This is a genomic window from Streptomyces sp. HD (assembly GCF_028369295.1).
Lineage (GTDB): Bacteria > Actinomycetota > Actinomycetes > Streptomycetales > Streptomycetaceae > Streptomyces.
Window position 1 is genome coordinate 263999 of record NZ_JAQMYP010000004.1, and the last position, 25359, is coordinate 289357.

General features: G+C 70.0%; 19 protein-coding genes. 9 read left to right on the forward strand and 10 right to left on the reverse strand.

Going from position 1 to position 25359, the window contains the following annotated elements; genetic code table 11:
• Positions 1–2: 2 nt before the first annotated feature.
• Complete coding sequence (locus POF73_RS06060) at positions 3–746, forward strand: class I SAM-dependent methyltransferase (RefSeq protein ID WP_272113426.1); 744 nt, start codon at positions 3–5, stop codon at positions 744–746.
• Here POF73_RS06060 and POF73_RS06065 read toward each other — a convergent pair.
• On the reverse strand, positions 730–1191 hold the full coding sequence (locus tag POF73_RS06065; protein WP_272113427.1) for a hypothetical protein: 462 nt from the start codon (positions 1189–1191) through the stop codon (positions 730–732). The genes POF73_RS06060 and POF73_RS06065 overlap by 17 nt on opposite strands.
• A complete protein-coding gene (locus POF73_RS06070) occupies positions 1188–1667 on the reverse strand; it encodes a hypothetical protein (protein ID WP_272113428.1) in 480 nt (159 codons plus the stop codon). The genes POF73_RS06065 and POF73_RS06070 overlap by 4 nt, the downstream gene beginning before the upstream one ends.
• A 39-nt stretch (positions 1668–1706) precedes the next feature.
• Between POF73_RS06070 and POF73_RS06075 the strand changes: the two genes are divergently transcribed.
• A complete protein-coding gene (locus tag POF73_RS06075) occupies positions 1707–2813 on the forward strand; it encodes a helix-turn-helix transcriptional regulator (protein WP_272113429.1) in 1107 nt (368 codons plus the stop codon).
• 185 nt (positions 2814–2998) lie between these two features.
• Here POF73_RS06075 and POF73_RS06080 read toward each other — a convergent pair whose 3' ends face one another.
• Complete coding sequence (locus POF73_RS06080; protein WP_272113430.1) at positions 2999–4558, reverse strand: hypothetical protein; 1560 nt, start codon at positions 4556–4558, stop codon at positions 2999–3001.
• Between the two features lie 253 nt (positions 4559–4811).
• Here POF73_RS06080 and POF73_RS06085 point away from each other — a divergent pair, with 253 nt between their 5' ends.
• Complete coding sequence (locus POF73_RS06085) at positions 4812–6686, forward strand: rhamnogalacturonan lyase (protein WP_272113431.1); 1875 nt, start codon at positions 4812–4814, stop codon at positions 6684–6686.
• Positions 6687–6813: 127 nt separating this feature from the next.
• Positions 6814–7431 carry a DUF4352 domain-containing protein gene (locus POF73_RS06090; protein WP_272113432.1) on the forward strand — a complete coding sequence of 206 codons (618 nt, stop codon included), beginning with the start codon at positions 6814–6816 and terminating at the stop codon, positions 7429–7431.
• 65 nt (positions 7432–7496) lie between these two features.
• Here POF73_RS06090 and POF73_RS06095 read toward each other — a convergent pair whose 3' ends face one another.
• Together POF73_RS06095 and POF73_RS06100 are read right to left on the reverse strand one after the other, a co-directional pair.
• The gene (locus tag POF73_RS06095; RefSeq protein ID WP_272113433.1) at positions 7497–10163 is read right to left on the reverse strand and encodes a cellulose binding domain-containing protein; all 2667 of its coding nucleotides are present in this window, start codon (positions 10161–10163) and stop codon (positions 7497–7499) included.
• A 139-nt stretch (positions 10164–10302) separates the two neighbouring features.
• On the reverse strand, positions 10303–13218 hold the full coding sequence (locus POF73_RS06100; protein WP_272113434.1) for a glycoside hydrolase family 48 protein: 2916 nt from the start codon (positions 13216–13218) through the stop codon (positions 10303–10305).
• 367 nt (positions 13219–13585) lie between these two features.
• Here POF73_RS06100 and POF73_RS06105 point away from each other — a divergent pair, with 367 nt between their 5' ends.
• Entirely contained in the window at positions 13586–15304 is a 1719-nt protein-coding gene (locus tag POF73_RS06105; RefSeq protein ID WP_272113435.1) for a glycoside hydrolase family 6 protein, read from the forward strand.
• A gap of 84 nt (positions 15305–15388) precedes the next feature.
• On the opposite strand, the gene POF73_RS06110 is transcribed toward POF73_RS06105, so the two are convergent.
• Positions 15389–16159: a phytanoyl-CoA dioxygenase family protein gene (locus POF73_RS06110; protein ID WP_272113436.1), complete on the reverse strand. Its 771-nt coding sequence runs from the start codon at positions 16157–16159 to the stop codon at positions 15389–15391.
• Between the two features lie 138 nt (positions 16160–16297).
• Between POF73_RS06110 and POF73_RS06115 the strand changes: the two genes are divergently transcribed.
• Entirely contained in the window at positions 16298–17209 is a 912-nt protein-coding gene (locus POF73_RS06115) for a class I SAM-dependent methyltransferase (RefSeq protein ID WP_272113437.1), read from the forward strand.
• A gap of 156 nt (positions 17210–17365) precedes the next feature.
• Positions 17366–18082, forward strand: a complete 717-nt coding sequence (locus POF73_RS06120; RefSeq protein ID WP_272113438.1) for an SDR family oxidoreductase — start codon at positions 17366–17368, stop codon at positions 18080–18082.
• A 17-nt stretch (positions 18083–18099) separates the two neighbouring features.
• On the opposite strand, the gene POF73_RS06125 is transcribed toward POF73_RS06120, so the two are convergent.
• Positions 18100–18795, reverse strand: a complete 696-nt coding sequence (locus tag POF73_RS06125; protein ID WP_272113439.1) for a glycoside hydrolase family 75 protein — start codon at positions 18793–18795, stop codon at positions 18100–18102.
• 226 nt (positions 18796–19021) lie between these two features.
• On the opposite strand from POF73_RS06125, the gene POF73_RS06130 reads away from it, so the two are divergent.
• Entirely contained in the window at positions 19022–19549 is a 528-nt protein-coding gene (locus tag POF73_RS06130; RefSeq protein WP_272113440.1) for a hypothetical protein, read from the forward strand.
• A gap of 120 nt (positions 19550–19669) precedes the next feature.
• Here the strand turns inward: POF73_RS06130 and POF73_RS06135 are convergent, their stop codons facing one another.
• From POF73_RS06135 to POF73_RS06145, 3 genes are all read right to left on the reverse strand, one after another.
• The gene (locus POF73_RS06135; RefSeq protein ID WP_272113441.1) at positions 19670–20506 is read right to left on the reverse strand and encodes an aldo/keto reductase; all 837 of its coding nucleotides are present in this window, start codon (positions 20504–20506) and stop codon (positions 19670–19672) included.
• Between the two features lie 101 nt (positions 20507–20607).
• Positions 20608–22434, reverse strand: a complete 1827-nt coding sequence (locus POF73_RS06140) for an AMP-dependent synthetase/ligase (RefSeq protein WP_272113442.1) — start codon at positions 22432–22434, stop codon at positions 20608–20610.
• Positions 22435–22688: 254 nt separating this feature from the next.
• Positions 22689–24182 carry an MFS transporter gene (locus POF73_RS06145; RefSeq protein WP_272113443.1) on the reverse strand — a complete coding sequence of 498 codons (1494 nt, stop codon included), beginning with the start codon at positions 24180–24182 and terminating at the stop codon, positions 22689–22691.
• Between the two features lie 112 nt (positions 24183–24294).
• On the opposite strand from POF73_RS06145, the gene POF73_RS06150 reads away from it, so the two are divergent.
• A complete protein-coding gene (locus POF73_RS06150; RefSeq protein ID WP_272113444.1) occupies positions 24295–25275 on the forward strand; it encodes an Lrp/AsnC family transcriptional regulator in 981 nt (326 codons plus the stop codon).
• The last annotated feature ends 84 nt before the right edge of the window (positions 25276–25359 follow it).

The following is a 25359-nucleotide window of genomic DNA, read 5'->3' on the forward strand; positions in this document are numbered from 1 at the left end:
GCGTGCTGGACTACGACAAGGAAGCGGAGCGCTACGACGCCTCACGCGGCGGGGAACCCAGGGCGGCGGCCGCGGCGGACGCGGTCCTGGGCCTCCTCCCGGACGCCACGCGCCGGCTGCTCGACGTCGCCTGCGGCACCGGCATCGTGACGCGGCGCCTCGCCGCCGGACGGCACGGCATGCACGTGACCGGCGTCGACCTCGCGCACAACATGGCCCGGCAGGCCGCCGCCCGTATGCCCGGCACCGTCGTGCTCGCCGACAGCCGCCGGCTGCCGTTCGGTGACGGCCGGTTCGACGCCGTGAGCAGCGTGTGGCTGCTGCACCTCGCCCGGACCGACGACGACGTACGGACCACCGTCGCCGAGTGCGCCCGGGTGCTGCGGCCCGGCGGGATCTACGTCACCACGGTCGACAAGGCCGCCGCGCACAACGTGGGCAGCGACATCGACGCCGTCCTGGCCTCCCGCCCGCGCCGCCCGGCCCGGGACCAGGCGGCGCTCGTCGAGTCGTACGCCCTCGACCATGGCCTGGTCCCGGCCGGGCAGGCCCGCTTCACGGGCCGCGGTCAGGGCCGCAGCCCCCGCCGCACGGTCGCCGACCTGCGCCGGGGCTGGTTCGTCACCCTGCCGCCCGGTGACCCGCTCGCCGACGGTTTCGCGGCCCGGCTGGCGCAGCTCCCGGACCAGGACCGGCCCCGGCCCGACCCGGTCTTCAGCCTGCGGGCGTTCAGGAAGCCCGGCTGAACTCCATGATCCAGTTGGTGAGCCAGGTGCGTCCCTCGTCGACGGAGAACGCCTGCTCCCAGCGGGCCGACTCAGTGGAGACCCCCGACCACACGAAGCGCACCCGTACGTCCTTCCCGTCGTACGTGTCGTCGCCGTAGAACTCCCCGCGGCCCCCGCCGAACCGGCCGACGACCGGGGGGAACAGCTTTCCGCTGACACTGGAGGCCCAGTTCAGCGACCACTGCTCGGTCTCCCGGTCGAAGAGCCGCAGGGTCGCACCCTTCGCCGAGAGGCGCGGCATGTCGATCTCGTCGAGGTTCGCGGCCCCGTCGAACAGCGGCCAGCAGCGGCTTGTGCCCGGGAATTCCTCCCAGCCGCTGTCCGGGTCGAGGAAGTCGGTGCGGCGGCGGTGGCGGACCTCCCACGCGCCGTGGAAGAAGGCGAAGTCGTTCGGGCTGCTCATGCGGGGTCTCCAGTGGTTCCATCGGGCAGGGAGTCGGCCAGGTAGGCGGTCAGGTCCGGGACTTCGGGCGTCAGGATGTGCCGCACCCAGGCGTTCCGTTCGTGCTGGATCGGCGGGAGTTCGTAGACACAGCCGATCCACGGCAGGTCGGGCTTGATGAAATGGGTGGGGTCGTTGTCCGGGCAGCCCAGCACCGGCTGCCCCGCCGAGGCGCCCTTGAAGTGCAGGACGTTGTCCCACACCCAGCTGTAGACGTTCAGATAGGCGCCGTCGTCGCCGCCCCGGTGTAGCACCACGAACGTCGCCGGAGGCGTGCCGTCCGGCTCCGGCAGCAGCTCCGGCAGGATCGCGTACGCCGCCTTCTCCACGTCGGGTGCGATGCCCGCCGGGTCGGTGGTGACGTGGTAGCGCTTGACATGCCGCCCGGCCACCTCGATGGGCGGCGGCACGGTCAGCAGTTTTTCCGTGAAGACCATGCCGCGACGCTAGAACCGATTCACTGACACCATGTGTCAGTGAAGTCCAGCCGACTCGTCTCCATCCTCCTGCTGCTCCAGACCCGTGGCCGGCTGACCGCCGCCCAGCTCGCCGCGGAACTGGAGGTGTCGGTACGCACCATCTACCGGGACGTGGAAGCGCTCGGCACCGCCGGGATCCCCCTCTACGGCGACGCGGGCCACGCCGGCGGCTACCGTCTCCTCGACGGCTACCGCACCCGCCTCACCGGACTCACCACCGACGAGGCCGAAGCCCTGTTCCTGGCAGGCGTACCGGGCCCGGCCGCCGAACTGGGCCTCGGCTCGGTCCTCGCCGCCGCCCAGCTCAAGGTCCGCGCAGCCCTGCCGGCCGAACTGCGCACCCACGCCGACCGCATCAGCGGCCGCTTCCACCTGGACGCCCCCGGCTGGTACGCCGACTCCGACGAGACACCGCACCTCCCGGCGGTGGCCGACGCGGTCTGGAACGGCCGTGTGCTGCGGGTCCTGTACCGGCGCTGGCGTGAGCCCACCGATGTGGAGCGCCGCCTGGAGCCGTACGGCCTGGTCCTCAAGGCGGGCCGCTGGTATGTGGTCGCGGGGCCCGGACCCCGTACGTACCGGGTGGACCAGATCCTCCGACTCGCCGTGACCGACGAGGAGTTCACCCGCCCCGACGACTTCGACCTGGCCGGCTACTGGGCGGCCTACCAGCGCGACTTCCACGACCGGCTCCGCCCCGCCGAGGCACTGGTCCGACTGGCGCCGGGCGTGCGGCTCGCCGGACCGATGGGAGCCGCCGTCCGGGCCGACGGCCGTAAGGACGACGACGGCTGGACCCTGGCCACCGTCCCCATCGAGTCCGTCGACCACGCCCACGGGGAGTTCCTGCGGCTGGGCACGGACATCGAGGTGCTGCGCCCCGCCGCCTTGCGGGAGCGAATCGCCGCGACCGTGCGGGAACTGGCGAACCGGTACCGCGGAACGGCCCCGGGGCGGACCACCGAGTCCGGTACCGCACCGACCCCGTCGGTCGGCGCATGCCCGTCGATGGAGACGACGACGTCCCCATCGTCCGCCGCTTCGGCATGCGAGAACCACTCTTCGACGCCCAGCCCGGCCGGCCGCCAGTCGCCACGCGAGTAGCGGACGTCCGTGCCGTCGCCCGGGGTGTCCATGCGCAGCGCCAGCGCCCACGAGGCCGTCACGACCAGCGCCCGGCCCAGCACCGGCACGGGCCGCAACCCGCGCCGCAGGGCTGCCCCGGGTCGCCGTCCCGGTGCGGACGGCGGGTCCCGTGAAGTCCTGGGTGCCGTCATGGCGGCGGTCCCTCAGAGGGCGAACCGCAGCACGCGACGGAAGAGGTCGAGGGCTTCGTCCGCCCAGGCCAGCAACCCGAGGCCGGAGGTCAGGCTTCCCGGCGGCCGGGTCAGCAGGGTGTCGCGGCGGACCAGGCGGTCGAAGTCGACCAGGACGGGGTCCCGGCGTGGCGTCACCCCGTCCGGGCGGAAGAACTCCACACCGGCCAGGCGCATCACATTGATCAGTTCCTGGGCGAGGATGCCGTAGCCCACCGTGGTGGGGTGGACGCCGTCCAGGGAGAACAGCCCGCCGTCGGTGCGGCGCGTGCCGTCGCTCGCCAGGAAACGGGTGTTGGGCTGCGGTGTCAGCGCGCGCAGGGCCGGCGGCAGGGGGTAGGGCTGCCACCAGGGCGGGCGGGCGAGCGGGTCCTCGATGTAGCGGCGGGAGCCGAGCCGGTCCAGGAGGGCCACGGTCTCCAGCAGGTACCAGTCCCTGCCCTCGTTGCGGGCGCCGCGTACCACGTCGGTGATGGCGTGGTTGTAGTGATCGATCGCGGTGTCGATCTCCTGCGCCTGCGCGCCGGTGATGTGCGGGTCCTGCGTCGGGTCGAACGCCCGGTCACTGATCCACGGGCGGGTGTAGTACGGGAAGTACGGCGAGCCCGGCTGGGTCTTCGTGGCGACACCGCGGGCGATCGGCGCGATGGTGACATGCGGGACGGTGCACCAGATGACGTGCCGCGCCTTGATGTCGCGCACCCGGTCGGCGACCTTGCCGAGTTCGGCCCTGAAGTGTTCGGGTCGCCAGACGGTGAAGCCGCCCTTGCGGTCCAGGTCGTCGTACCCCTTGTCGCTCCAGATCACTTTCAGGTCCACCACCGAGCGCAGCGCGTTGTTCGCTCCCAGGAACACGACCAGTGTCTCGATGCCGTGCCGCGGGCGTGTGTCGCCGACCTCGTCGCCGAGGTGGGCGGCGGCGGTCAGCTGTGTCAGGGTGTCGGCCGCCGCGGGCGGGGCCGGCAGCACGCGCAGGGCGGCGCGGTCGTCGGCGTGTTCCACGAGCTGCCGCAGCAGGTTGTCGCGCGGTGCGCCGATCCGTTTGGCACACACGCTCGCGGACTTCACCAGCGCGTCCCGCAGGTCCCAGCCGAACACCGCGAGGTTGTGGTTGACGGCGGTCCGGGCGGGCACGGTGTTGCCCGCCCCGACCTCCCAGAAGCGCTCGACCTCGTCCATGTGCTGGTGGGCGTACCACAGCGCGGGTGCGGACTCCCACCAGTTCACCACCTGCCCGAACCGCGTCTCCAACTCGCGCAGGAACCGCTCGATGTTGAACGGAAGCCCGCCGAACCCGTCGTACGTCGGGCGGCGGAATTGGCCGGCCCACCCCAACTCGTGGGCGACGACCGCCGGATACGACAGATCCGTGTGGAAGATCGCCCCGCTCTGGAAGCCCTGCGTCAGCGAGTCGCCGATGGCGACCAGCCGGTGCGGGGGCCGGCCCCGCCAGGATCCGGTGTCGACGGGGATGCCGAGTCGGGGATCGTCCTGTGGCTCTCGCGGAACGGTCTTCTGGACTGTGTTGCTCATCGTGTCCCCCTGGGCCCCCGCGGGCGTCCCTCGCCGAGGGGGCCTTCACAGACCTGTACCGGACACGACGCCCGGAAGGACCGGTCGAACCGTCAAATACGTCCGAACCCGTCAGGTTGAGGTGGCCGGTTCGGGTCCTTCGCCTTACCCGACCCGTCCCCCTGAGCGGGATGCCGACGCACCCGGCAACTTCCGTCCGCCCGGCGGCGACTGAGGGGACGGACCCCGTCCTTCCCCCGAGGAGGTACGTCACGTGCAGCACCCGCGCAAGCACCGCAGACGCCGGGCCGCTCTCGCCGCGGCCGTCGCCACCACCGCCCTGACCGCCGCCGGGCTCACCACCCTGAACGGGACCGGAATTGCCGCGGCCGCCACCGCACGGCAGGTCGAGGCGCTCGACCGGGGCGTGGTCAGTGTGCACACGGCCGACGGCAACCTGGTCAGCTGGCGCTGGCTGGGCACCGACCCGGACAACGTCTCCTTCAACGTCTACCGGGCCGGCACGAAGGTCAACTCGACCCCGGTCACCGGCTCCACGAACTATTTCCACTCCGGCGCCCCCGAACAGGCCGACTACACGGTCCGCGCCGTCGTGGGCGGCGTCGAGCAGGGCGACTCCGTGCACGCCGTCCAGTTCCGCACGGGCTACAAGGACGTCCCCATCAGCGCGCCCGCCGGCGGCACGACCCCCGACGGCGTGGCCTACACCTACGAGGCCAACGACGCCTCCGTCGGCGACCTCGACGGTGACGGCGCCCTCGACATCGTCCTGAAGTGGCAGCCCACCAACGCCAAGGACAACTCCCAGTCCGGCCACACCGGCAACACGATCGTCGACGGCATCAAGCTCGACGGCACCCGGCTGTGGCGCGTCGACCTGGGCCGCAACATCCGCTCCGGCGCGCACTACACGCAGTTCCAGGTGTACGACTACGACGGCGACCGCAAGGCCGAGGTCGCCATGAAGACCGCCGACGGGACGAAGGACGGCACGGGCGCGGTGATCGGCAGTTCGTCCGCCGACCACCGGAATTCGTCCGGCTACGTCCTCTCCGGCCCCGAGTACCTCACCATGTTCAACGGGCAGACCGGCAAGGCGATGGGGACGGTGGACTACGTCCCGGCCCGGGGGACGGTCTCGTCGTGGGGCGACTCCTACGGCAACCGCGTCGACCGGTTCCTCGCCGGCACCGCCTACCTGGACGGCTCACGGCCCTCACTGATCATGGCGCGCGGCTACTACACCCGTACCGTCATCGCCGCCTGGGACTGGCGGAACGGCGCCTTCACGCGCCGCTGGACCTTCGACACCAACTCCTCCACCAACACCGGCAAGGGATTCGACGGCCAGGGCTCGCACAGCCTGTCCGTCGGAGACGTCGACGGCGACGGCAAGGACGAGATCGTGTACGGCGCGATGGCCGTTGACGACAACGGCAACGGCCTGTGGACGACCAAGACCGGCCATGGCGACGCCCAGCACCTCGGCGACCTCGACCCCGCGCACGCGGGCCTGGAGTACTTCAAGGTCTCGGAGTCGACGAGCCAGCCCGCCGAGCTGTACATCAACCCGGCCAACGGCACGGTCAACTGGAAGCTCGCCGCCTGCTGCGACAACGGCCGGGGCGTGGCGGGGGACATCTACGCCGGGAACGACGGCGCCGAGGTGTGGTCCGCCTCCGACAGCTCCATCCGTGACGAGGCCGGCGCCACCAAGGGCCGCGAGCCGTCCTCCGCCAACTTCCTGTCCTGGTGGGACGGCGACACCGTCCGCGAACTCCTCGACGGCACCCGTATCGACAAGTACGGCACGTCCTCCGACACCCGCCTGCTGACCGGCTCCGGCGTCTCCTCCAACAACGGCACCAAGGCCACGCCCGTGCTGTCCGGCGACATCCTCGGCGACTGGCGCGAGGAGGTCATCTGGCGCACCAGCGGCAACACGGCGCTGCGCATCTACTCCACGCCGTACGAGACGAACACGAGGATCACGACCCTGCTGCACGACACGATGTACCGCACGGGGCTGGCCTGGCAGAACACGGCATACAACCAGCCATCGCACCCGAGCTTCTTCCTCGGCAACGGCATGGGAACGGCGCCCCGGCCGACCGTGTACACGCCCTGATTCGCCGCTGTCCGCGATCGGCGCTCTCGGAGGTGGTCGTGCCCGGACGGAGCACGGCCACCTCTGTACAACCATGCGGGTTCTTCACAGGTCCTTCACATGCGAACCACTGAAACCTGGGGGGAACATGTTGCGCCACACCCGCATTCGGCACACCCGCATTCGCCTCGCCGCCACCGCGGCCGTCGCCGTGGCCGCGATCGGCCTTACCGCCTGCGGCTCCGGCTCCGGTGACGAGATCGTCGACAAGCCGAAGGCGAAGGCCTCCGCCAAGGCCGACGGCGGCGACGCGCAGGAGCCCGCCGCCGAGAAGAGCAGCGCCGCGCCCGAGGTCGCCAAGGTCGGCGACACGCTCGCCCTCAAGGGCATGGAGAGCGGCAGCGGACTCGACGTCACGGTCGTCAAGGTCGCCGACAACGCCAAGCCGGGCGACGAGTTCTTCGCCCCGGAGTCCGGCAACCGGTGGATCGGCGTGCAGTTCCAGCTGGTCAACACCGGCAGCAAGGTCTATTCCGACGCTCCCATGAACGGGGCGAAGATGGCCGACGGCCAGGGCCAGCAGTTCGGGACGACCATCGCCGACATCACGGCAGGCCCGTCCATGTCGTCGGACGTCCGGCTGAAACCCGGCGCGAAGGCGCTCGGCTGGATCGTGTTCGAGGTGCCGAAGGCGTCGAAGCCGGCCACCGTCACCTTCGCGATGGACTCGGGCTTCGCCCAGCAGGCCGGGGAGTGGAAGCTGTAGGGCACCCAACGCGGCACGGAGGGCGCGTGCCTGTGCCGGCACGCGCCCTCGGGCTCAGCCCGCGCTCAACTCACGGCGCAGCTCTGGTCGCCCAGCCTGAACGCGGACGGTTTCGTGTTCGTCCCCGACCAGCTGCCCGTGAACCCGAAGCTCACGGACGACCCGGCCGCCACGTTCCCGTTCCAGCCCAGGTTCTTCGCGGTCACCGCCGATCCCGACTGCGTGTGCTCGGCGTTCCACAGCTGGGTGATCCGCTGCCCCTCCGCGAAGGACCAGCCAAGTGACCAGCCGCTCCAGGCGGTTGAGCCCGTGTTGGACAACTGCACATCCGCCTGGAAGCCGCCCGACCACTGGTTGGTGACCTTGTACGTCACCGCACAGGCGCCGGTCGGCGTCGGCGCGGGGTCGGTACCGCCACCGCCTCCGTCCCCGCCGCCCGCGTCCGAGGAGTCGCCGTAGACGACCCCGCGGCCGTTCGTCGACACGTACACCCGCCCGTACACTCGCGGATCACCCGTGATCGCCGCGCCCGTCCAACCCCACTGGTGGGCGTCGTCGTTGATACGGGTCCAGCTCGCGCCCTTGTCCGTGGAGCGGAAGATGCCGCGCACGCCGCCGATCTTCGCGCTGGTGTAGAGGGTCTGGTACGACGCTCCCGGCGCCGCCTTGCCGAAGCCGATCGCGTCGGCCTGCTCGACGCCCGAGAGCTTTGTGAAGCTCGCGCCCCCGTCGGTCGAGTGCCACAGACCGTACGCCCCGTCCGTCGCACCGCCGGCCAGCCACACGTCGCCCTTCACCCCGGGCAGCGCCTTGAAGCGGACGCTGTCCCCGCTCGGCAGCCCGGTCGCCGAGGACGCGGTGAAGGTCGCGCCGCCGTCCGAACTGACATAGAACGTCCCGGACTTGAAGCCGTAGAAGGTCTTCGGATCGGCGCGGTCGGACTCCACGGTCGCCCCGGCCGGTATCCCGCTCGACGCCTGCCACGACGAACCGAAGCCCGTGGTGTACTGCACGCCCGTCCCGGCGGGGCTCCACACGAACCGGCTGTCGTCCGCCGCCGCCGCGACCGTCCCGCCGCCGCTGACGCCCGAAGGGTCGCTCCCCGCGAACCAGTTGGCACCGTTGTCCGTCGAGAACGCGATGTGCGGGCCGGAGTCGAGATCGCCGACCCGGACGACGGTGCCGGGGTTCGTCTCGGCGAAGTCCAGGCTGGTGCTCGTGGTGAAGTTCGGCTGTGTGAACATCATCGACGGCACCTTGGTGAGGTCCGTGTGCCGGAAGCCGCCGATGTCGCCGAGGGCGCTGAGCAGCGGGGCACCGGACGGGGGAGAGGCCAGGTCGTTGACCGCCGTCTCCTCCAGCCCCTGCACCATCGGCCTGATGGCGAACTGACTCCCGCTGTCCCACTTCGTCAGATCCTCGGTGCCGTAGACCGTCGCACCCGTCCCGTACATCATCCGGTTCGAGTCGAACGGGTCGATCTCCAGCGCCTCCGTCATCCAGCCCAGCTTCGGCGTCTGCTCGGGCGGCGACGGGTTCGCGCCCCAGGTCAGCCACGGCGAGGACGAGACGTCCATGGTGTAGCGGTTGGCACGGTCGGGATACGACGTGTAGTCCCACGCCTTCGTCCAGGTGCCGCCGCTGTCCGTCGAGCGGAAGATCTGGGTGTCCGGCCACCAGGAGCTGTACGCCGTCGCCATCACCGTGCCGGGCTTCTGCCGGTCGACCGTCAGGCCTGCGAAGCCGTAGTAGGTGTCGGCCTCGACGACCGGGCTGATGTCCGTCCAGGTACCGGTCGCCGTCGCGTACCGCCACAGCCTGCCCTTGCCGCCGTCGTACGGGCCGCCCTTGTCGCTGTAGGCGAGATAGAGGTAGCCGTTCGTCGCGTCCAGCACGCCCTTGTGCGCCAGGTATCCCGTCGGCTGCCCGGCGACCCGCGACCAGGTCGCGCCCGCGTCCGTCGACCGGTACACGGCGTTGTCCTTGTCGGCGACCCCGACGTAGATCGTCTTCGTCGCGTTGCCCGAGGTGCCCGTGGACTCGTCGAAGGTGACCCAGACGACGCCCTGGTTGTCGCTGGCGTACCCGCTGGTGTCGCTCGGATCCTGCACGTAGTTGCCGACGTTCGGGAAGTTGGTGACCTGCGACCAGGTCACCCCGGAGTCCGTCGACCGCCACAGCCCCTTGCCGCTGGGCGCGCCCAGATACAGCACGCTGTTGCGGTTCGGGTCCACCGCCAGCCGCTCACCCATGCCACGGCCGGGCATGTTGCCGCCCAGCTTGAACGGCAGTCCCGTCTTCTGCCAGCTCGCGCCCCGGTCGGCGGAGCGCATCACCGCGCCGTTCTTCGGGTCCCAGCCGTTGGTGTACGTCCCGACTGCCGCGTACACCTTGTCCGGGTCGACGGAGTCGGACGCCAGGCTCACCACGCCCGTGTGCCCCCAGTCGTCCCAGCCGACCGAGTCCAGCAACGGCGTCCAGGTCCTGCTCGCCTCCTGCCAGCGGTAGGCGCCGCCGATGTCGGTCCGGGCGTAGGCGAGGTTCTTCTCCTTGCGGTTGAAGACGATGCCGGGGACGAAGCCGCCGCCGTCGATCCGGGCGTTCTTCCAGGTGTAGGTGTCGGCGGCGATCGACACGTCCTTCGGGGCGTCGGCGGCGAGTGCGGGTGGGGTGCCCGCGAGCAGTCCGGCGGCGAGTGCGAGTACGGCCGTGAGGATGCGGGTTCTTCGCACGACGGGTCCTTTCCGGAGTGGGGGATACGGAAGGCAGTGCGCGGAGTAAGCGCTTTCTGCCCCATGCGACAGGTGCCGGGCGACCCCCAGTGCGGGTGGGGCCGCCCGGCGTTGTACGCAGAGCCTCAGCGGGGCGGGGCTATTCGAGCAGCTCCGCGTACGAGCCCATGGCCAGGGCGATGTCCGCCTGGGCCCAGAACCGGTGATACGTGAACGACGGCACCGCGCCGCCCGCGAGATACGCCTCGATCTTCGACCAGGCCGGGTCGTCCTCGTAGAACGAGCGGATCGAGTCGAAGGTCGACGACGAGCTGATCGCGTCGCCGTTCGGCATGGTGCCGGTCCAACCGGACGGGATGTAGATCGCGTCGTCGAAGCGGTTGTAGTCGGCGCGGTTCTCCGGGACGGCGACGCCGAGGGCGTCCTGGTAGTTGCTCCACATGCCGTCGAGGAGCGCCTTGGCCGTGGTGGCGGCCTGCGTGTCACCGGAGCGGTCGGCGTAGTACGTCAGGGTCTTGGCGTACGCGGCCGCCACACCGACGTCGTTGGTGTAGTCGGCGACGGTGACGTGCAGTCCGCTGTTGGCACCGGGACTTGAGGCGTTCCAGGTGTCGGGCTGGCCCGACCACTGGAGTGTCGCGGGGATCTGGTAGGTACCGTCCGGGTTGATCGTGGTCTTGGACAGCGCCCACTTGACCCACTTGTCGAGGATCGCCTTCGCGGAGGCGTTCCCCGTCTGCTGGTAGTACTCGGCGACCCGCTCCATCGACCACGCCTGGAAGCCGAACCACTGGTTGGACGGCGGGTCGTGGTAGACGGGCTGCTCGTCGTAGTACATGCCGTAGAACGTCGACTTCCCGGCCGGCGGGGTCGCGTACCGGCCCGCCCAGCTGTTGGTCGCACCGCCCGCGATCGCGCCCTCGTCGGACTGCAGCCAGCGGTAGAACTCCAGCTGCCGCGTGAGCGACTTGCCCCAGTCGGCCTGGCCCGTCGCCGACTTGGGCTTCAGGTCGGCGTAGGAGCTCAGGGCGTACGCGGCCAGGGGGTTCTGGTAGCCGCTGTGGGAGTGGCTGGAGCCGATGCGCCAGGCCCAGCCCGCCGAGGTGTCGGTGGCGCCGCCCCAGGCGTAGTACCAGGACAGCAGGTACGCCGAGGCGTCCTTGCCGGTGCCGGCCGGGCAGGTGGACGGGCCGACGCAGTTGCCGATCTTCTTGAAGTACTTGTCGTACATCGCGTAGCGCAGATAGTCGCCCATCTTCGCGGCCTTGGCCACGGTCGCGGAGATCTGGCCGCCCTTGCCCTGCTCGTCGGCCCACTTGTCGGCCCAGTACGCGGCCTGCACCGCACGGGCGTCGGCGTCGGGGGCGTTGGTGAACTTCCACTGCTTGGCGTACGACGCGTCACCCGTGAACAGGTCCAGGTAGCCGTTCTTGCCGCCGTACTTGAACTGGTCGCAGGTCGGCTGCGGCACCGTCTCCCACACCGACTCCTGCGCGCCGCGCTGGAAGGTGTTGATGTACGACGGCCCCGTGTCGCTCGGCCCGGCCTCGCACTTGCCCGGCGAGTTGCCGTACCCGTAGACGTTGTCGACGTCCTGCAGCCAGTGCATGCCGTAGACGTCGTCGGTGCCGTACGCGCTCTTCAGCTCACCGGCGATCGGGTCCGAGCCGACCGAGACCGACGAGTCGAGCTTCGCCGGATACTCGTTCGGGGTGTCCAGCTCGGGCGCGTAGGTCGCCGGCTTCGATGCGTTGTAGAAGGAGTTGGTCGGCTGGTCGGCGTGGGTCGGGATCATGTACTTCTCCATCAGATCCCAGGCGCCGTTGAACTTCGACCAGTCGCCGCTCACCTTGCCGTACATGGCCTGGAGCCACAGCAGATAGCTGTACGCCTCCGACGTGGTCTCGTGCCCGTGGTCCGGCGCCTCGACGATCAGTGTCTCGACCGAGTGGTAGGGGATTCCCTCGGGCGAGAAGTAGCCGTTCGCCGGGTTGGTGATCTTGCCGTACAGCTCCAGGAAGCGGGCGTCGTACGCCTTCGTCGCCGCGATCTGGGTGGCGGTGACCGTGGCCTTCGCATGCCCGGTGGCCGTCGACTCGAAGGCGGCCGATCCGGTGCCGGAGGAGCCCGCGGTGATGGTCACCTTCTGCGCGGTGTTCCAGTTCGAGGGCGTGAAGGTGAGTGAGGCGCCGCCGGTCACCGACAGGCCCGAGTTGCCGCTCGTGCGGGCGGTGGTGACGGTGACGTCGGCCGACGGCCGGGTCGACAGCTTGACGTCGTACGTCGCCGACTTGCCCTGCTGGACCGGGAGTTGGGTCGGCGAGGCGACCACGGCGGGACCCGAGGCGACCGTGATGCCGACCGGCGTGGACTCCGCGGACGCGCCCAGGCTGTCGTACGCCTTCGCGAGCAGCGAATGACTGCCCACGGTCAAGCTGGAGACCGAGAGCGAGTACGGCGCCGTCGTGTCCGTGCCCAGCAGCGTGGTGTCGTCGTAGAACTCCATCTTGCTGATCGTCGCGCTGTCCGCGGCCGCGGCGGTGGCCGCGAGCGGGACGGCGTCGCCCTGCGAGTAGACGGCGCCCGCCGCCGGGCTGGTCAGCACGGTGATGGGGGGTTGGTGGGCGCCTGCGCAACTGGTGCCGTTGATGGCGAAGTTCGTGGGGGCGGCGTTGCTGCCGCTGTAGGTGAACTGCGCACCGGTGGTGACCGCGGCGCCGGCGGCGATCCGGCCGTTGTGGCCGGCGTCCTTGACCGTGACCGCCTGACCGGACTGCGACCAGGTGCCGTTCCAGCCGTTGCCGAGCTTCTGGTTGCCCGCGTAGCTGTACGTCAGGGTCCAGCCGTCGATGACGTCCGTGCCCCGGTTGGTGATCGTCAGATCCGCGGTGAAGCCGGAGCCCCAGTCATTGGTCTTGTAGTCGACGCTGCACTGAACGGCCGCTGCCTGAGCGGGAGTTGATCCCGAGCTCAGCATCGCCAAGGGGAGCGCCAGGGCCGCGACGGCGGCCGTCCAGAACCGTCGTACGGTTCTGCGTCTGCGTGGGGGATGCACGTGCTGGTTCCTCCTTGCGGCTCGGAGAAGTCAAGGCTTGAACCAGTGGGAGCGCTCCCATAGTGATGACGGGGGTGCAAGGGGTCAAGACGCTTGAAGAGTCGAAAAGATTCGATGAATTCAGTTGAGCAAAAGTCAGTAGCTGCTCTGTCCTTTGCCGTCACTTGGCGCTAACTTCGGTGACACCAGTGGGAGCGATTCCATCAGTCGACGCGTCCGTCACGGCGCGCCTGATCTGCAAGGAGTCGCTCATGCGACACCCCCCGCGTTCAGTACTTTTAGCCGTCGTCGGCACCTCCTCCTTGCCTCTTGCGCGCCCTGCACGGACGGACCGTCAGCACCCGCAACCAAGAAGGAACCCCCACTCATGAGTCGTACCAGAACAGCGATGCTCGCTGCCCTGACGCTGGTCGCCGGGGCCTCGGGGACCGCGCTCGCCGCGGACCCCGACGCGATCGGACCGGCCGCCGTCCCCTGCACCGTCGACTACAAGGTGCAGAACCAGTGGGACACCGGCTTCACCGCCGCCGTCACGGTCACCAACCAGGGCTCCGCCAGGTCGAACTGGTCGGTGAAGTGGTCGTACGCCGGGAACCAGAAGGTCACCAGCGGCTGGAACGCCAGGATCAGCCAGAGCGGCGCCGCGGTCACCGCCGCCAACGAGACCTACAACGGCGCGCTGGCAACGGGCGGTTCGGTCAGCTTCGGCTTCCAGGGCTCCTACAGCGGCACCAACGCCATCCCGGCCACCTTCACCCTCGACGGCGTGACCTGCAACGTCGACGACGGCAGCGGTGGCCCGACGGATCCGCCGGACCCCGGCCCGACCGGCCCCAAGGTCGACAACCCGTACTCCGGCGCCAAGGTGTACGTGAACCCGGAGTGGTCCGCGCATGCCGCCGCCGAGCCGGGCGGCAGCCGGATCTCCAACCAGCCCACCGGGGTGTGGTTGGACCGGACCGCCGCCATCAACGGCGTGAACGGCGGCATGGGCCTGCGCGCCCACCTCGACGAGGCCCTCAAGCAGAAGGGCAGCGGCGAGCTCGTCGTCCAGCTGGTGATCTACAACCTGCCGGGCCGCGACTGCTCCGCTCTCGCCTCCAACGGTGAGCTCGGCCCGACGGAGATCGACAAGTACAAGACGCAGTACATCGACCCGATCGCCGCGATCCTCGCCGACCCCAAGTACGCCTCGCTGCGGATCGTCAACACCGTCGAGCTCGACTCGCTGCCGAACCTCGTCACCAACGTCACGCCGCGGCCCACCGCCACGCCGAACTGCGACACGATGAAGGCCAACGGCAACTACACCAAGGGCGTCGGCTACGCGCTGGGCAAACTCGGTGACGTCCCGAACGTCTACAACTACGTGGACGCCGGGCACCACGGCTGGCTCGGCTGGGACGACAACTTCTCGGCCACCGTCCAGACGCTCAAGCAGGCCGCGACCGCCGAGGGCGCCACCGTGGGCGACGTGGCCGGCTTCATCACCAACACGGCCAACTACAGCGCCCTGAAGGAGCAGTACTTCACCATCAGCGACTCCGTGAACGGCAAGTCCGTGCGCGAGTCGAAGTGGGTGGACTGGAACCGGTACGTCGACGAGCTCTCCTACGCCCAGGCCTTCCGCCAGGAGGCCGTGAGCCAGGGCTTCCCCTCGGGCGTCGGCATGCTGATCGACACGTCGAGGAACGGCTGGGGCGGCTCCGCACGGCCCACCGGCCCGGGTGCGACGACCGATGTCGACACGTACGTCAGCGGCGGCCGTATCGACCGGCGCATCCACGTCGGCAACTGGTGCAACCAGTCGGGCGCGGGCCTCGGCGAGCGTCCGCAGGCCAACCCGGCGACCGGAATCGACGCGTACGTCTGGATGAAGCCTCCGGGCGAGTCCGACGGCGCCAGCAGCGCCATCCCGAACGACGAGGGCAAGGGCTTCGACCGGATGTGCGACCCGACCTACACGGGCAACCCGCGCAACAACAACAACATGTCCGGCGCCCTGCCGAACTCCCCGCTGTCCGGCCACTGGTTCTCGGCCCAGTTCCAGCAGCTGATGCAGAACGCGTATCCGCCGTTGTCGTAGTGCGATGGCTGCGACTGCGGGATCGTTGTGGCTGGTCGCGCAGTTCCCCGCGCCCCTAGAGGGCATCCAGTCCGCCGGGGTTGGTCAGTTCTCTTTGACCAGGCCTCGGCGGATTGCGAACTCCACCGCTGAATAGCTGCCGTCGGGGCGCTCCAGCTCCAGCGGCACCGCCGTGTGCAGGGGCGGCTGGGCCATGAAGCGGGGTCGGGTGCCGTGGTGGGGCTGGGCGGCGTGGACCAGGAAGGGGTGGCAGAGGTAGACGTCGCCGGGGTTGCCGGTGGCGTGGGCGAGCGGGCGGTGGGCGGAGGCCTCGGCGACCTTCGGGCCCAGCTCCAGGAAGGAGGCGCCCCCCTCGCCGTACGGTTCCAGGATCTGGGGTACGTCGAGATGGGAGCCGACCCGGATGCGGGTCGGCGCGTCGTCCTCGGTGACCTCGCTGAACAGGAACAGCATCAGTAGTGCACGGCCCTTCGAGTGCACGTTCGTGTGCGGGTGCTCGGCGCCCTCGGGAACGTAGCTGGCCTCGATGTGCCAGCCCGCGTCGGCCGGTTCCTCCTCGTGCGGAAACCGCAACGGGAAACTGCCCAGCGAGTAGCGGGACTGCCAGCGGTCCTCACCCACCAGCACATCGAAGGCCTCGTGCAGCACGGGTGTGTTCACCGCGGCCGCGAACGGGCCCTGCGCCATGTCGTACACCCAGTGCACGGGGTCCTTCCAGGTCCCCGGATCCTCCCGGTCGTACCCGGTCTCACGCCACAGCAGCCGGGCGCAGTGCTCGGCGACACGGGGCGGAAAGGCACCCTCGATCTTCACGAACCCGTCTTCGAGGAAGCGCTTCACCATCTCGTCGTCCATCGGGTCATCGTGGGCGACCGGCCGTGCGGTCCGCATCCCAATTTTTTGCGCTCGTGTTTTGCCGTTACGGCAAGGACAGTGGCCCCACGACGGTGCGTCGGAGCACGCTGGCCTCATCCGAAGGAGAGGCTGACGAGCATGGCGCACCACGATCACGGAGACGACCACCACGCCGGTCATCAGCATGCCGGTCACCACCACGACCACGGCGACATCGACTGGAACGAGATGGCCCCGCTGCTGGAGGCGCAGGCGGAGTTGTTCACGCCCCTGTACGAACACGCCCTGGCCTGGCTGGCCAAACGGCAGACCGAGCCGGGGCTGATCGTCGACGTGGGCAGCGGGCCCGGCGTGATCGCCTGTCTGCTCGCCGACACGTTCCCCGGCGCCCGGATCGTCGCCGTCGACGGTTCCGAACCGCTTCTGGAGCGGGCCCGGGCGCGCGCCGAGCGGCTCGGTGTCGCCGACCGCTTCGGCACCCTCGCCGGTGAACTCCCGGACGTCCTCGGCGACTTGGACTACCCCGCCGATCTGCTGTGGGCCGGCCGCAGCCTGCACCACCTCGGCGACCAGCGAGCCGCCCTCGCCGCCTTCGCGGACCGCCTCGCGCACGGCGGCACGCTGGCCCTGCAGGAGGGCGGCCTCCCGGCCCGGTTCCTGCCGCGCGACATCGGCTTCGGGCGGCCCGGGCTGCAGGCCCGACTCGACGCCCTGGAGGCGGAGTGGTTCGCGGCGATGCGGGCGGACCTGCCCGGCAGCGTCGCCGAGACCGAGGACTGGCCCGCGCTGCTCAGCGCCGTCGGCCTCAGGCCCTCCGGTACCCGCAGTTTCCTCCTCGACCTGCCCGCCCCGACCACGGACCGGGCCCGCGCCTACATCGCAGCCCAGCTGTCCCGCACCCGCGAGGGTCTCGGTGACCGGCTCGACGCCGAGGACCGGGCGACCCTCGACCGCCTCCTCGACCCGGACGACAAGGCGAGCGTGCACCACCGGCCGGACGTGTTCGTGCTGGCGGTGCAGACGGTGTACACGGCGGTGCGGACGAAGTGACCGTCGTCTTCGTGCGCGCACAACGGGGCCTCGCGGAGAGCGAATGGCGCCGCTGTCTCCCTTCCAACGCCTACCGGGCCGCCTGCGGGTCTTGACTTCGAGAGTTCTCCAAGTGATGGACTCCCCGGCGTCCGAACGAAAGACAGGGGGATCACCATGACCGGATCCATCACGACCGGCTCTCCGGCCGCACTCATCACCGGCGGCGGCAGCGGCATCGGCGCGGCGGTCGCGCGGCGACTGCTGGACGCCGGGTACCGGGTCGCCGTCACCGGCCGCGGAGAGGAACGGCTGCGTGGCTTCGCCGACGAACTCGGCAACCCGGACGGCCTGTTGACGATCGTCGGCAACACGGCCGAGTACGGGGACGTACAGCAGGCCGTCGACACGACACTCAAGGCCTTCGGCCGGCTGGACACGGTCGTCGCCAACGCCGGTTTCGCCACCCATGACACGGTCGCCGAAGGTGACCCGTCCGGCTGGACCGAGATGGTGCTGACCAACGTCCTCGGCCCGGCCCTGCTGATCCGCGCCTCCGTCGACGCCCTCAGGGAATCCCGCGGCCGGATCGTCCTCGTCGGCAGCGTCGCCGGATTCGTGCACGGGCCGGGCAACATCTACGGGGCGACGAAGTGGGCGGTGACCGGGCTCGCCGAGAACACCCGGCGGCAGGTCACCGATTGGGGCATCGGCGTGACCCTGATCGCGCCCGGCCGCGTGGAGACACCGTTCTGGGACAGCCACGGCAGCCTGCCGCCTGGGCATCTGCTGACCGCCGACCAGATCGCCGACTCGGTCGTGTGGGCCGTCCGGCAGCCCGACGGCGTGGACATCAACACCGTCGTCGTACGGCCGCTCGGACAGCCCAACTGACGTACGGACCCCCGGACTCAGTTGCCCTGGATGAACTCCTTCGCCAACTGCTCGCCCAACGAGGCCGCCGCACTGCGGCTCTCGATGGGCGAGACCCGGGAGTTCTTGAAGAGGATGTACGTCACGCCGGAGCCGGTGCCGCCGGTCGCCGGGTCCGGGTCGAGGCCGAGGGACTCGGCGGTGGCGTAGGAGGCCTCGCCGATGATCTGCTTGGGGCCGGTGTCACCGACGACGGCGTACACGAGCCGGTCGTCGTGGATGACGGCGGCCACGCTGCCTCCCTTGATGCCCGCCGCGGAGTGGTCCCACGTATCGCTGACGCTGGGGACGACGACGTACGGCAGGGTGTCGGAGCGCAGCGGCTTGCCGTCGGACTGGTGGAACGCCGTGTCCGGCAGGAACCACGGGTCGGTGTTCTCATTGCACTTGTCGGTGCGCTGACCGTCGCAGTCGATGTCCAGGTCGGCCTTCCAGAAGACGGCGCCGTCCTTGCCGCAGACCGGGACGGCGGCCGACGAGCCCTCGTCGGCGCGGTACTTGCCGTTCGAGACCTGTGAGCAGGACGTCACCTTCGCGAGCAGGTCGGCCGCGCTGACCGACATCTCCCCGAAGGGCGGTGGTTGGGGGTGGCCGGAGGCGCTCGCGGGGAGGAGCAAGGCGGCGAACAGCGCGGCGCCGGAGGCCGTGGTGAGGGTCAGTGGTCGGAAACGCACTGTGAGGAAACCCTTCTGTCAGGATCTGTCTGGAATGTATTAGTAAGGTTTCCTTACCTGCATTGATTGCGGCGTCATCACCTCAGTAGAAGACTGGTCGTGCCGAAGATTTGGGACATTCGCCTGCTTTCTGGGAGGTGTCATGTTCGTACGCGCCATTTACGCGACCGGCGATCCCGCAAAGATCGACACGGCCATCAGGGCAATGAACACAGAGGGAAGGGACTTGCTGGAGGACCGTCCGGGCTACCGCGGAGCGAGTGTCTTCGTGGACCGGACACTCGGGAAACTGCTCGCGGCGAGCTGGTGGGAGACGGAGCAGGCCCGGCGCAACAGCGACGAGGTGCTGCGTGAGCGGCGGGCGGCGATGCTGGATCCGTTCGCGGGGACACTGGCGGTCGACAACTACGAGGCGGTGGTCTTCCATCAGGTCCAGCAGCCGCGCTCGGGCGGCGGACTACGGCTGACCAGGCTGGAGTTCGATCCCAGGGACACGGACCTGCTCGCCGACACGTTCCGGGGGACGGTGATTCCCCGCATCGAGACCCTGACGGGCCTGGTCAGAGCGTCCCTGCTGGTCGACCGGGAACGCGGGCGCGGGATGGTCGGCGTCATGTTCGTCGACCAGGCCGCCCTGGCGGCGTCCCGCTCGGGCCAGGCCGCGGCCCGTCACGAGGGTGCGGCCAAGGCGCATGTGACCGTGACCGGGCTGGAGGAGTTCGAGGTCGTCCACACCGACGTGCGCGGCGAGTGAGACGGTCCGTTGCGCGTATCCCTCACACGCCTCCCCTGCACGTCCGCCCGCCGCTCGGGAAGTCGAGCGGCGGGCGGACGGTCGTGCCGAATCGGTGTCAGGCCACGGCGGACCCGGGTGTCAGGCCAGGTCGAAGGTGGCCGGGTCCGGGCCGATGCGCCGGTCCTCGTTCAGCGCGCTGATCGCCGCGAGGTCCTCGTCGTCCAGGCTGAAGTCGAAGACCTCGATGTTCTCCTTGATCCGCGACGGCGTCACGGACTTCGGGATCACGACGTTGCCCAGCTGGAGGTGCCAGCGCAGCACGATCTGGGCCGGGGTGCGGCCGTGCTTCTGCGCGATGGCCACGATCGCCGGGACCTCCAGCAGACCCTTGCCCTGGCCGAGCGGCGACCAGGCCTCGGTGGCGATGCCCTGCTCGGCGTGGAACTCACGGGAGGCGTGCTGCTGCAGGTGCGGGTGCAGCTCGATCTGGTTGACCGCCGGGATGACCGACGTCTCGGCGATGAGCCGCTGAAGGTGCTCCGGAAGGAAGTTGGAGACACCGATGGCGCGGATACGGCCGTCGGCGTGGAGCTTCTCGAACGCCTTGTAGGTGTCTACGTACGTGCCCCGGGCCGGCAGCGGCCAGTGGATGAGGTACAGGTCGATGTAGTCGAGCCCCAGCTTCTCCAGCGAGACGTCGAAGGCACGCAGCGTCGAGTCGTACCCCTGGTCGCGGTTCCAGAGCTTGGTGGTGACGAAGAGATCCTCGCGGGCCACGCCGGAGGCGGCGATGGCCTTGCCGGTGCCCTCTTCGTTGCCGTAGATCGCCGCTGTGTCGATGCTGCGGTACCCGGCCTCAAGCGCCGTGGCGACCGCCTGCTCCGCCTCGTCGTCCGGCACCTGCCAGACGCCGAAGCCCAGCTGGGGCATCTCGACGCCGTTGTTGAGGATGATCGGGGGGACCTTGCTGCTCACGAGCTCTTGATCCTTACGGTTGTCGTCAGGTGGTACTCCCCATCGTCAACGATCACGGGCCGTTATGCATTCCTGACCGGAGAATCCACCGGAAACAACCATTACGCCCGGTAAAGCGCCTCGACCTCGTTGGAGTAAGCGCTCTCGATCGCCTTGCGCTTCAGCTTCAGCGACGGCGTGAGCAGGCCGTGCTCCTCGGTGAACGGCTGCGCGAGGATACGGAACGTACGGATCGACTCGGCCTGTGAGACAAGGGTGTTGGCGGCGACGACGGCGCGCCGCACCTCGGTCTCCAGGTCGGCGTCGCGGACCAGCTCGGCCGGTGTCAGCGGGGGCTTGTCGCGCATCATCAGCCAGTGCTCCACGGCCTCCTGGTCGAGGGTGACCAGGGCCGCGATGTACGGGCGGTCGTTGCCCACGACGATGCACTGGGCGACCAGCGGATGGTCGCGGACCCGCTCCTCCAGCACACCCGGCGAGACACTCTTGCCACCGGACGTGACCAGGATCTCCTTCTTGCGGCCGGTGATGGTGAGGTAGCCGTCCTCGTCGAGCGAGCCCAGGTCGCCGGTGGCGAGCCAGCCGTCGTGCAGGGCCGCGTCGGTGGCCTTCTGGTTGTTGAGGTAGCCCTGGAAGACGTTGGCGCCGTGCAGCCAGATCTCGCCGTCGTCCGCGATGTGCACGGTCATGCCCGGGATGGGCTGGCCGACGGTGCCGTAGCGGGTGCGGTAGGGCGGGTTGGCGGTCGCGGCCGCCGTGGACTCGGTGAGGCCGTACCCCTCGTAGACATGGATGCCGGCGCCCGCGAAGAACAGGCCGAGCCGTCGGTCCATGGCCGAACCGCCGGTCATCGCCTGCTTGATGCGGCCGCCCATCGCCGCGCGCATCTTGGAGTAGACGAGTTTGTCGAAGAGCTGGTGCTGCATCCGCAGACCGGCCGAGGGGCCGGGGCCGATGCCCCACGCCTTGGCCTCCATGGCGTCCGCGTACTTCACGGAGACCTCGACGGCCTTCTCGAAGGCGCCGGACCTGCCCTCCTTCTCGGCCTTGCGGCGGGCGGCGTTGAAGACCTTCTCGAAGATGTACGGCACGGCGAGGAAGAACGTCGGCTTGAACGCGGCGAGGTCGGGCAGCAGCGCGGCCGCGTTCATCTGCGGCTGATGGCCGAAACGCACCCGGCCGCGGATCGCGGCGACCTGCACCATCCGCCCGAAGACGTGCGCCAGCGGCAGGAACAGCAGGGTCGCCGCCTCGTCGCCCTTCTTCGAGTGGAACACCGGCTCCCAGCGCTCGATGACGGTGTCCGCCTCGTACATGAAGTTGCCGTGCGAGATGACACAGCCCTTGGGGCGGCCCGTCGTCCCCGAGGTGTAGATGATCGTCGCCACGGAGTCGGGGGTGACCGCCTGCCGGTGGCGGTGGACCACCTCGTCATCGAGGTGCGCTCCGGCGTCGTACAGCTCCTGCACGGCGCCCGAGTCCAGCTGCCAGAGCTGGTGCAGCCGGGGGAGCCGGTCGATGACGGTGGCGATCGTCATCGCGTGGTCCTCGTGCTCCACGATCGCCGCCGAGCACTCGGCGTCGTACAGCGCCCAGAAGCACTGCTCGGCCGAGGAGGTCGGGTAGATCGGCACGACCTGGGCGCCGATCGTCCACAGTGCGAAGTCGAAGAGCGTCCACTCGTACCGGGTACGGGACATGATCGCGACCCGGTCGCCGAACCGGATGCCCTGGGCGAGCAGGCCCTTGGCCAGGGCGAGCACCTCGTCCCGGAACTCGGCGGCGGTGACGTCCCGCCACTGCCCGCTGTCATCCTTGCGGCCGAGGGCGACATACAACGGGTCGTCCTGGGCATGTTCGAAGACGACGTCGGCCAGGCCGCCCACCGGCGGTGCCAACGCCAACGGAGGGTTGGTGAACTCGCGCAAACCCCGCTCCCCGCTCCGATCGCCTCGGCTGAAGCTCCGCTCAGCGCCGTGAAAGCTACCCCACCCGCCCTTGAGGCGGGAGGGGGTCGGAAATCGACGGGTGCTCAGGTACGCACTGGTCAGGGCAGGAAAATGCGCTCACATGGGGAAGGGTCGGACAGAAAACTGACGGTTGAGTAAGTTTCGGACCCGTAATCTCCACCGAATCTGTACGACCCGATTACGCGTTTCCAGCCCTTTCGATCATGTCATTCCTAGCGTGTCGTCGTCTCCTCTGTCAGCGTACGCGTGGCCGAATCCGTCACTCCGGTTTGTCCGGCGGGCCGCCTTTTCACCAGGGCGAGCACCACAACCCCGGCTACCACGGCCGTCGAGCCCGCCGCCACCGCGACCGAATTCAGTCCCTCGGCGAAGGCGCCGCGCAACGTCTCCTCGCCGAACACGCTCCGCAGCGCACCGGCGCCACCGCCCGCCAGGGCATGGGCCGCCTCCCGCGGCAGCGTGTCCGCCATCCGCGAGGTCAGCACCGTGCCGTACAGGGCGATGCCCAGCGCATACCCGAGCTGCCGGAAGGTGTTCACCGCACCGCCCGCCATGCCCGCCCGGTCCTGCGGTACGGCGGCCAGCGCGGCGCCCGCGATACCGGGCGCGACCAGCCCCGTCCCGACGCCGACCAGCACCAGCCCGGGTATCAGGGCGCTCGCCGTCGACCCGGCGTCCAGGACCGCCATGCAGTACTCGCCCGCGCCGATCAGCAGCAGCCCGCCCCCGATGGTGAACCGCGCCGGCACCCCGTGCAGCAGCCGACCGCCGGCCGCGGCGACAACGAACGAGGCGAGCGACAGCCACAGGAACACCAGACCGCCGCGGACCGGGCTCATCCCCAGCAGGGTCTGCAACCAGATCGAGGCATACGCCAGCGCGCTGAACGCCGCCGCGTTGAAGGCGAGCGCACCCGCCATCACCCCGGCGAACGCGGGCTTCAGGAACAGCCGCGGATCCAGCAGCGGATGGGCGACACGCCGCTCGACCAGCACGAAGCCGACCAGTGCCAGGACCGCCGCCGCGAACCACGCCAGGGTCCCGGACGCGCCCCACCCATGGCTCCCGGCCCGCACGGCCCCGTACGTCACCGCTCCCGCGAACGCCGCGAACATCAGCGTGCCCGCCCAGTCGATCCGGCGCCCGCGAGCACCCCGTGACTCCGGCACCACCCGCAGCGTCAGCCACACCGCGACCACGCTCACCGGCAGATTGACGTAGAAGATCCACCGCCAGCCCGGCCCGTCGGTGAGCAGCCCGCCGGCGACCGGCCCCACCGCGGCCGCCGCCCCGCTGACCGCGCCCCACACACCGAGCGCGATCGAGCGCCGCTTGCCCTGGTAGACGGAGCCGAGCAGCGGCAGCGTCGTGGCGAACACGGCCGCCGCGCCGACGCCCTGCAGCAGCCGGGCGCCGACCAGCATCTCCGGCCCGGACGCGAGCCCGCACAGCAGCGACGCCGCCGCGAAGACGACGACACCCGCGACATGGACGCGCCGCCGCCCCAGCACATCGGCGGCGGCCCCCGCCCCGAGCAGCAGCGCGGCCAGCGCCAGCGCGTACCCGTCCATCACCCACTGCAGATCACTCAGCGACGCGTCCAGTGCCCGCGCCATGTCCGGCAGCGCGACGATCGCGATCGTCACGTCCAGCAACAACATGAACGTGCCCAGGCACACGGCCGTGAGCGGCCCCCAAGTACGCATGTCCTCAACTCCTCGCTCGTGGGATGCGTATGACTGCGTACGATGGGCGTCACCAGGCCGATCGAGGCCGCACAAGGCATCTGATCGCCGGAATCCGACAGGGGATGCTGTTGTGAAGATGGAATCCGACATCTTCGACGAGCTCGATCTGAAACTGCTCGACGCGCTGGAGGCGAACGCCCGGGCGTCCTTCGCCCGGCTCGGGGAGGTGCTCGGCGTCTCCGACCAGACCGTCGCGCGCCGCTACCGCAGGCTGTGCGCCGAGGGCGGCCTCAGGGTGGTCGCCGTGCGCGACGCCGAGCGACTGGGCCAGGACCAGTGGACGCTCAGGCTGCGCTGTGTCCCGGACAGCGCCCAGGCCATCGCGGACGCCCTCGCCAAGCGGCCCGACACCAGCTGGATCGGCATCGCCTCCGGCGGTACCGAGGTCATCTTCGGCACCCGGCCGCGCAGCCCCGGCGACCGCGACGACCTCCTGCTGGGCAAGCTCCCTCGCACCCCGCGTGTCCTGGAGATCCGGGCCCACCAGATGCTGCACCGCTTCTACGGCGGACCGAGCGGCTGGCTCCGCAAGTTTCGGGTGCTCACGGACGACCAGGTCGCGGCGCTGCGGCCCGAGGTCCCTGCCGAGCCGGGTCCCGCCCGTATCGCCCCGGACGACGAGCCCCTGCTGGCGGCCCTGGAACGCGACGGACGTGCCACCTACCCCGAGCTCCAGCGTGCCACCGGCCGCTCGGAGTCCGCCGTGAAGCGCCGCCTCGCCGCGCTGCTGGCGTCCGGGGCGGTGTACATCGACGTGGAGTACCTGTCCGAGACCATCGGCTATCCGTTCGCCGCGATGCTGTGGATCACCACCACCCCGGCCGCCCTGACGTCCGTCGGCGAGGCCCTCGCCACCCACGAACCGATCGCCCACGCCGCGGCGACCGCGGGCCCCTGCAACATCCTCGCGACCGCGGTCGTCAGAAACTCGGCCGACCTGTACGCCTACCTCAGCGGCCCGCTCGGCCGGCTGAACGGAGTACAGCACGTGGAGTCGTCGGTGTTCCTGCGGCGGGTGAAGCAGCTGACGTATCAGATGCGGCCGCGCTGAACCGCCGCCAAGGGGCGCGGGACTGTATCGATATGCGGCTCCGCCGCGTGGGCGCGACCGGCCACGACATGCCCGCAGCCGCAA

What these genes read in the sequence shown, in the direction of transcription:
- POF73_RS06145 (WP_272113443.1), bottom strand. Translation starts at nt 24,182, where the DNA reads ATGCGTACTTGGGGGCCGCTCACGGCCGTGTGCCTGGGCACGTTCATG.
- POF73_RS06115 (WP_272113437.1), top strand. Translation starts at nt 16,298, where the DNA reads ATGGCGCACCACGATCACGGAGACGACCACCACGCCGGTCATCAGCAT.
- POF73_RS06120 (WP_272113438.1), top strand. Translation starts at nt 17,366, where the DNA reads ATGACCGGATCCATCACGACCGGCTCTCCGGCCGCACTCATCACCGGC.
- POF73_RS06090 (WP_272113432.1), top strand. Translation starts at nt 6,814, where the DNA reads ATGTTGCGCCACACCCGCATTCGGCACACCCGCATTCGCCTCGCCGCC.
- POF73_RS06105 (WP_272113435.1), top strand. Translation starts at nt 13,586, where the DNA reads ATGAGTCGTACCAGAACAGCGATGCTCGCTGCCCTGACGCTGGTCGCC.
- POF73_RS06065 (WP_272113427.1), bottom strand. Translation starts at nt 1,191, where the DNA reads ATGAGCAGCCCGAACGACTTCGCCTTCTTCCACGGCGCGTGGGAGGTC.
- POF73_RS06110 (WP_272113436.1), bottom strand. Translation starts at nt 16,159, where the DNA reads ATGGACGACGAGATGGTGAAGCGCTTCCTCGAAGACGGGTTCGTGAAG.
- POF73_RS06080 (WP_272113430.1), bottom strand. Translation starts at nt 4,558, where the DNA reads ATGAGCAACACAGTCCAGAAGACCGTTCCGCGAGAGCCACAGGACGAT.
- POF73_RS06070 (WP_272113428.1), bottom strand. Translation starts at nt 1,667, where the DNA reads ATGGTCTTCACGGAAAAACTGCTGACCGTGCCGCCGCCCATCGAGGTG.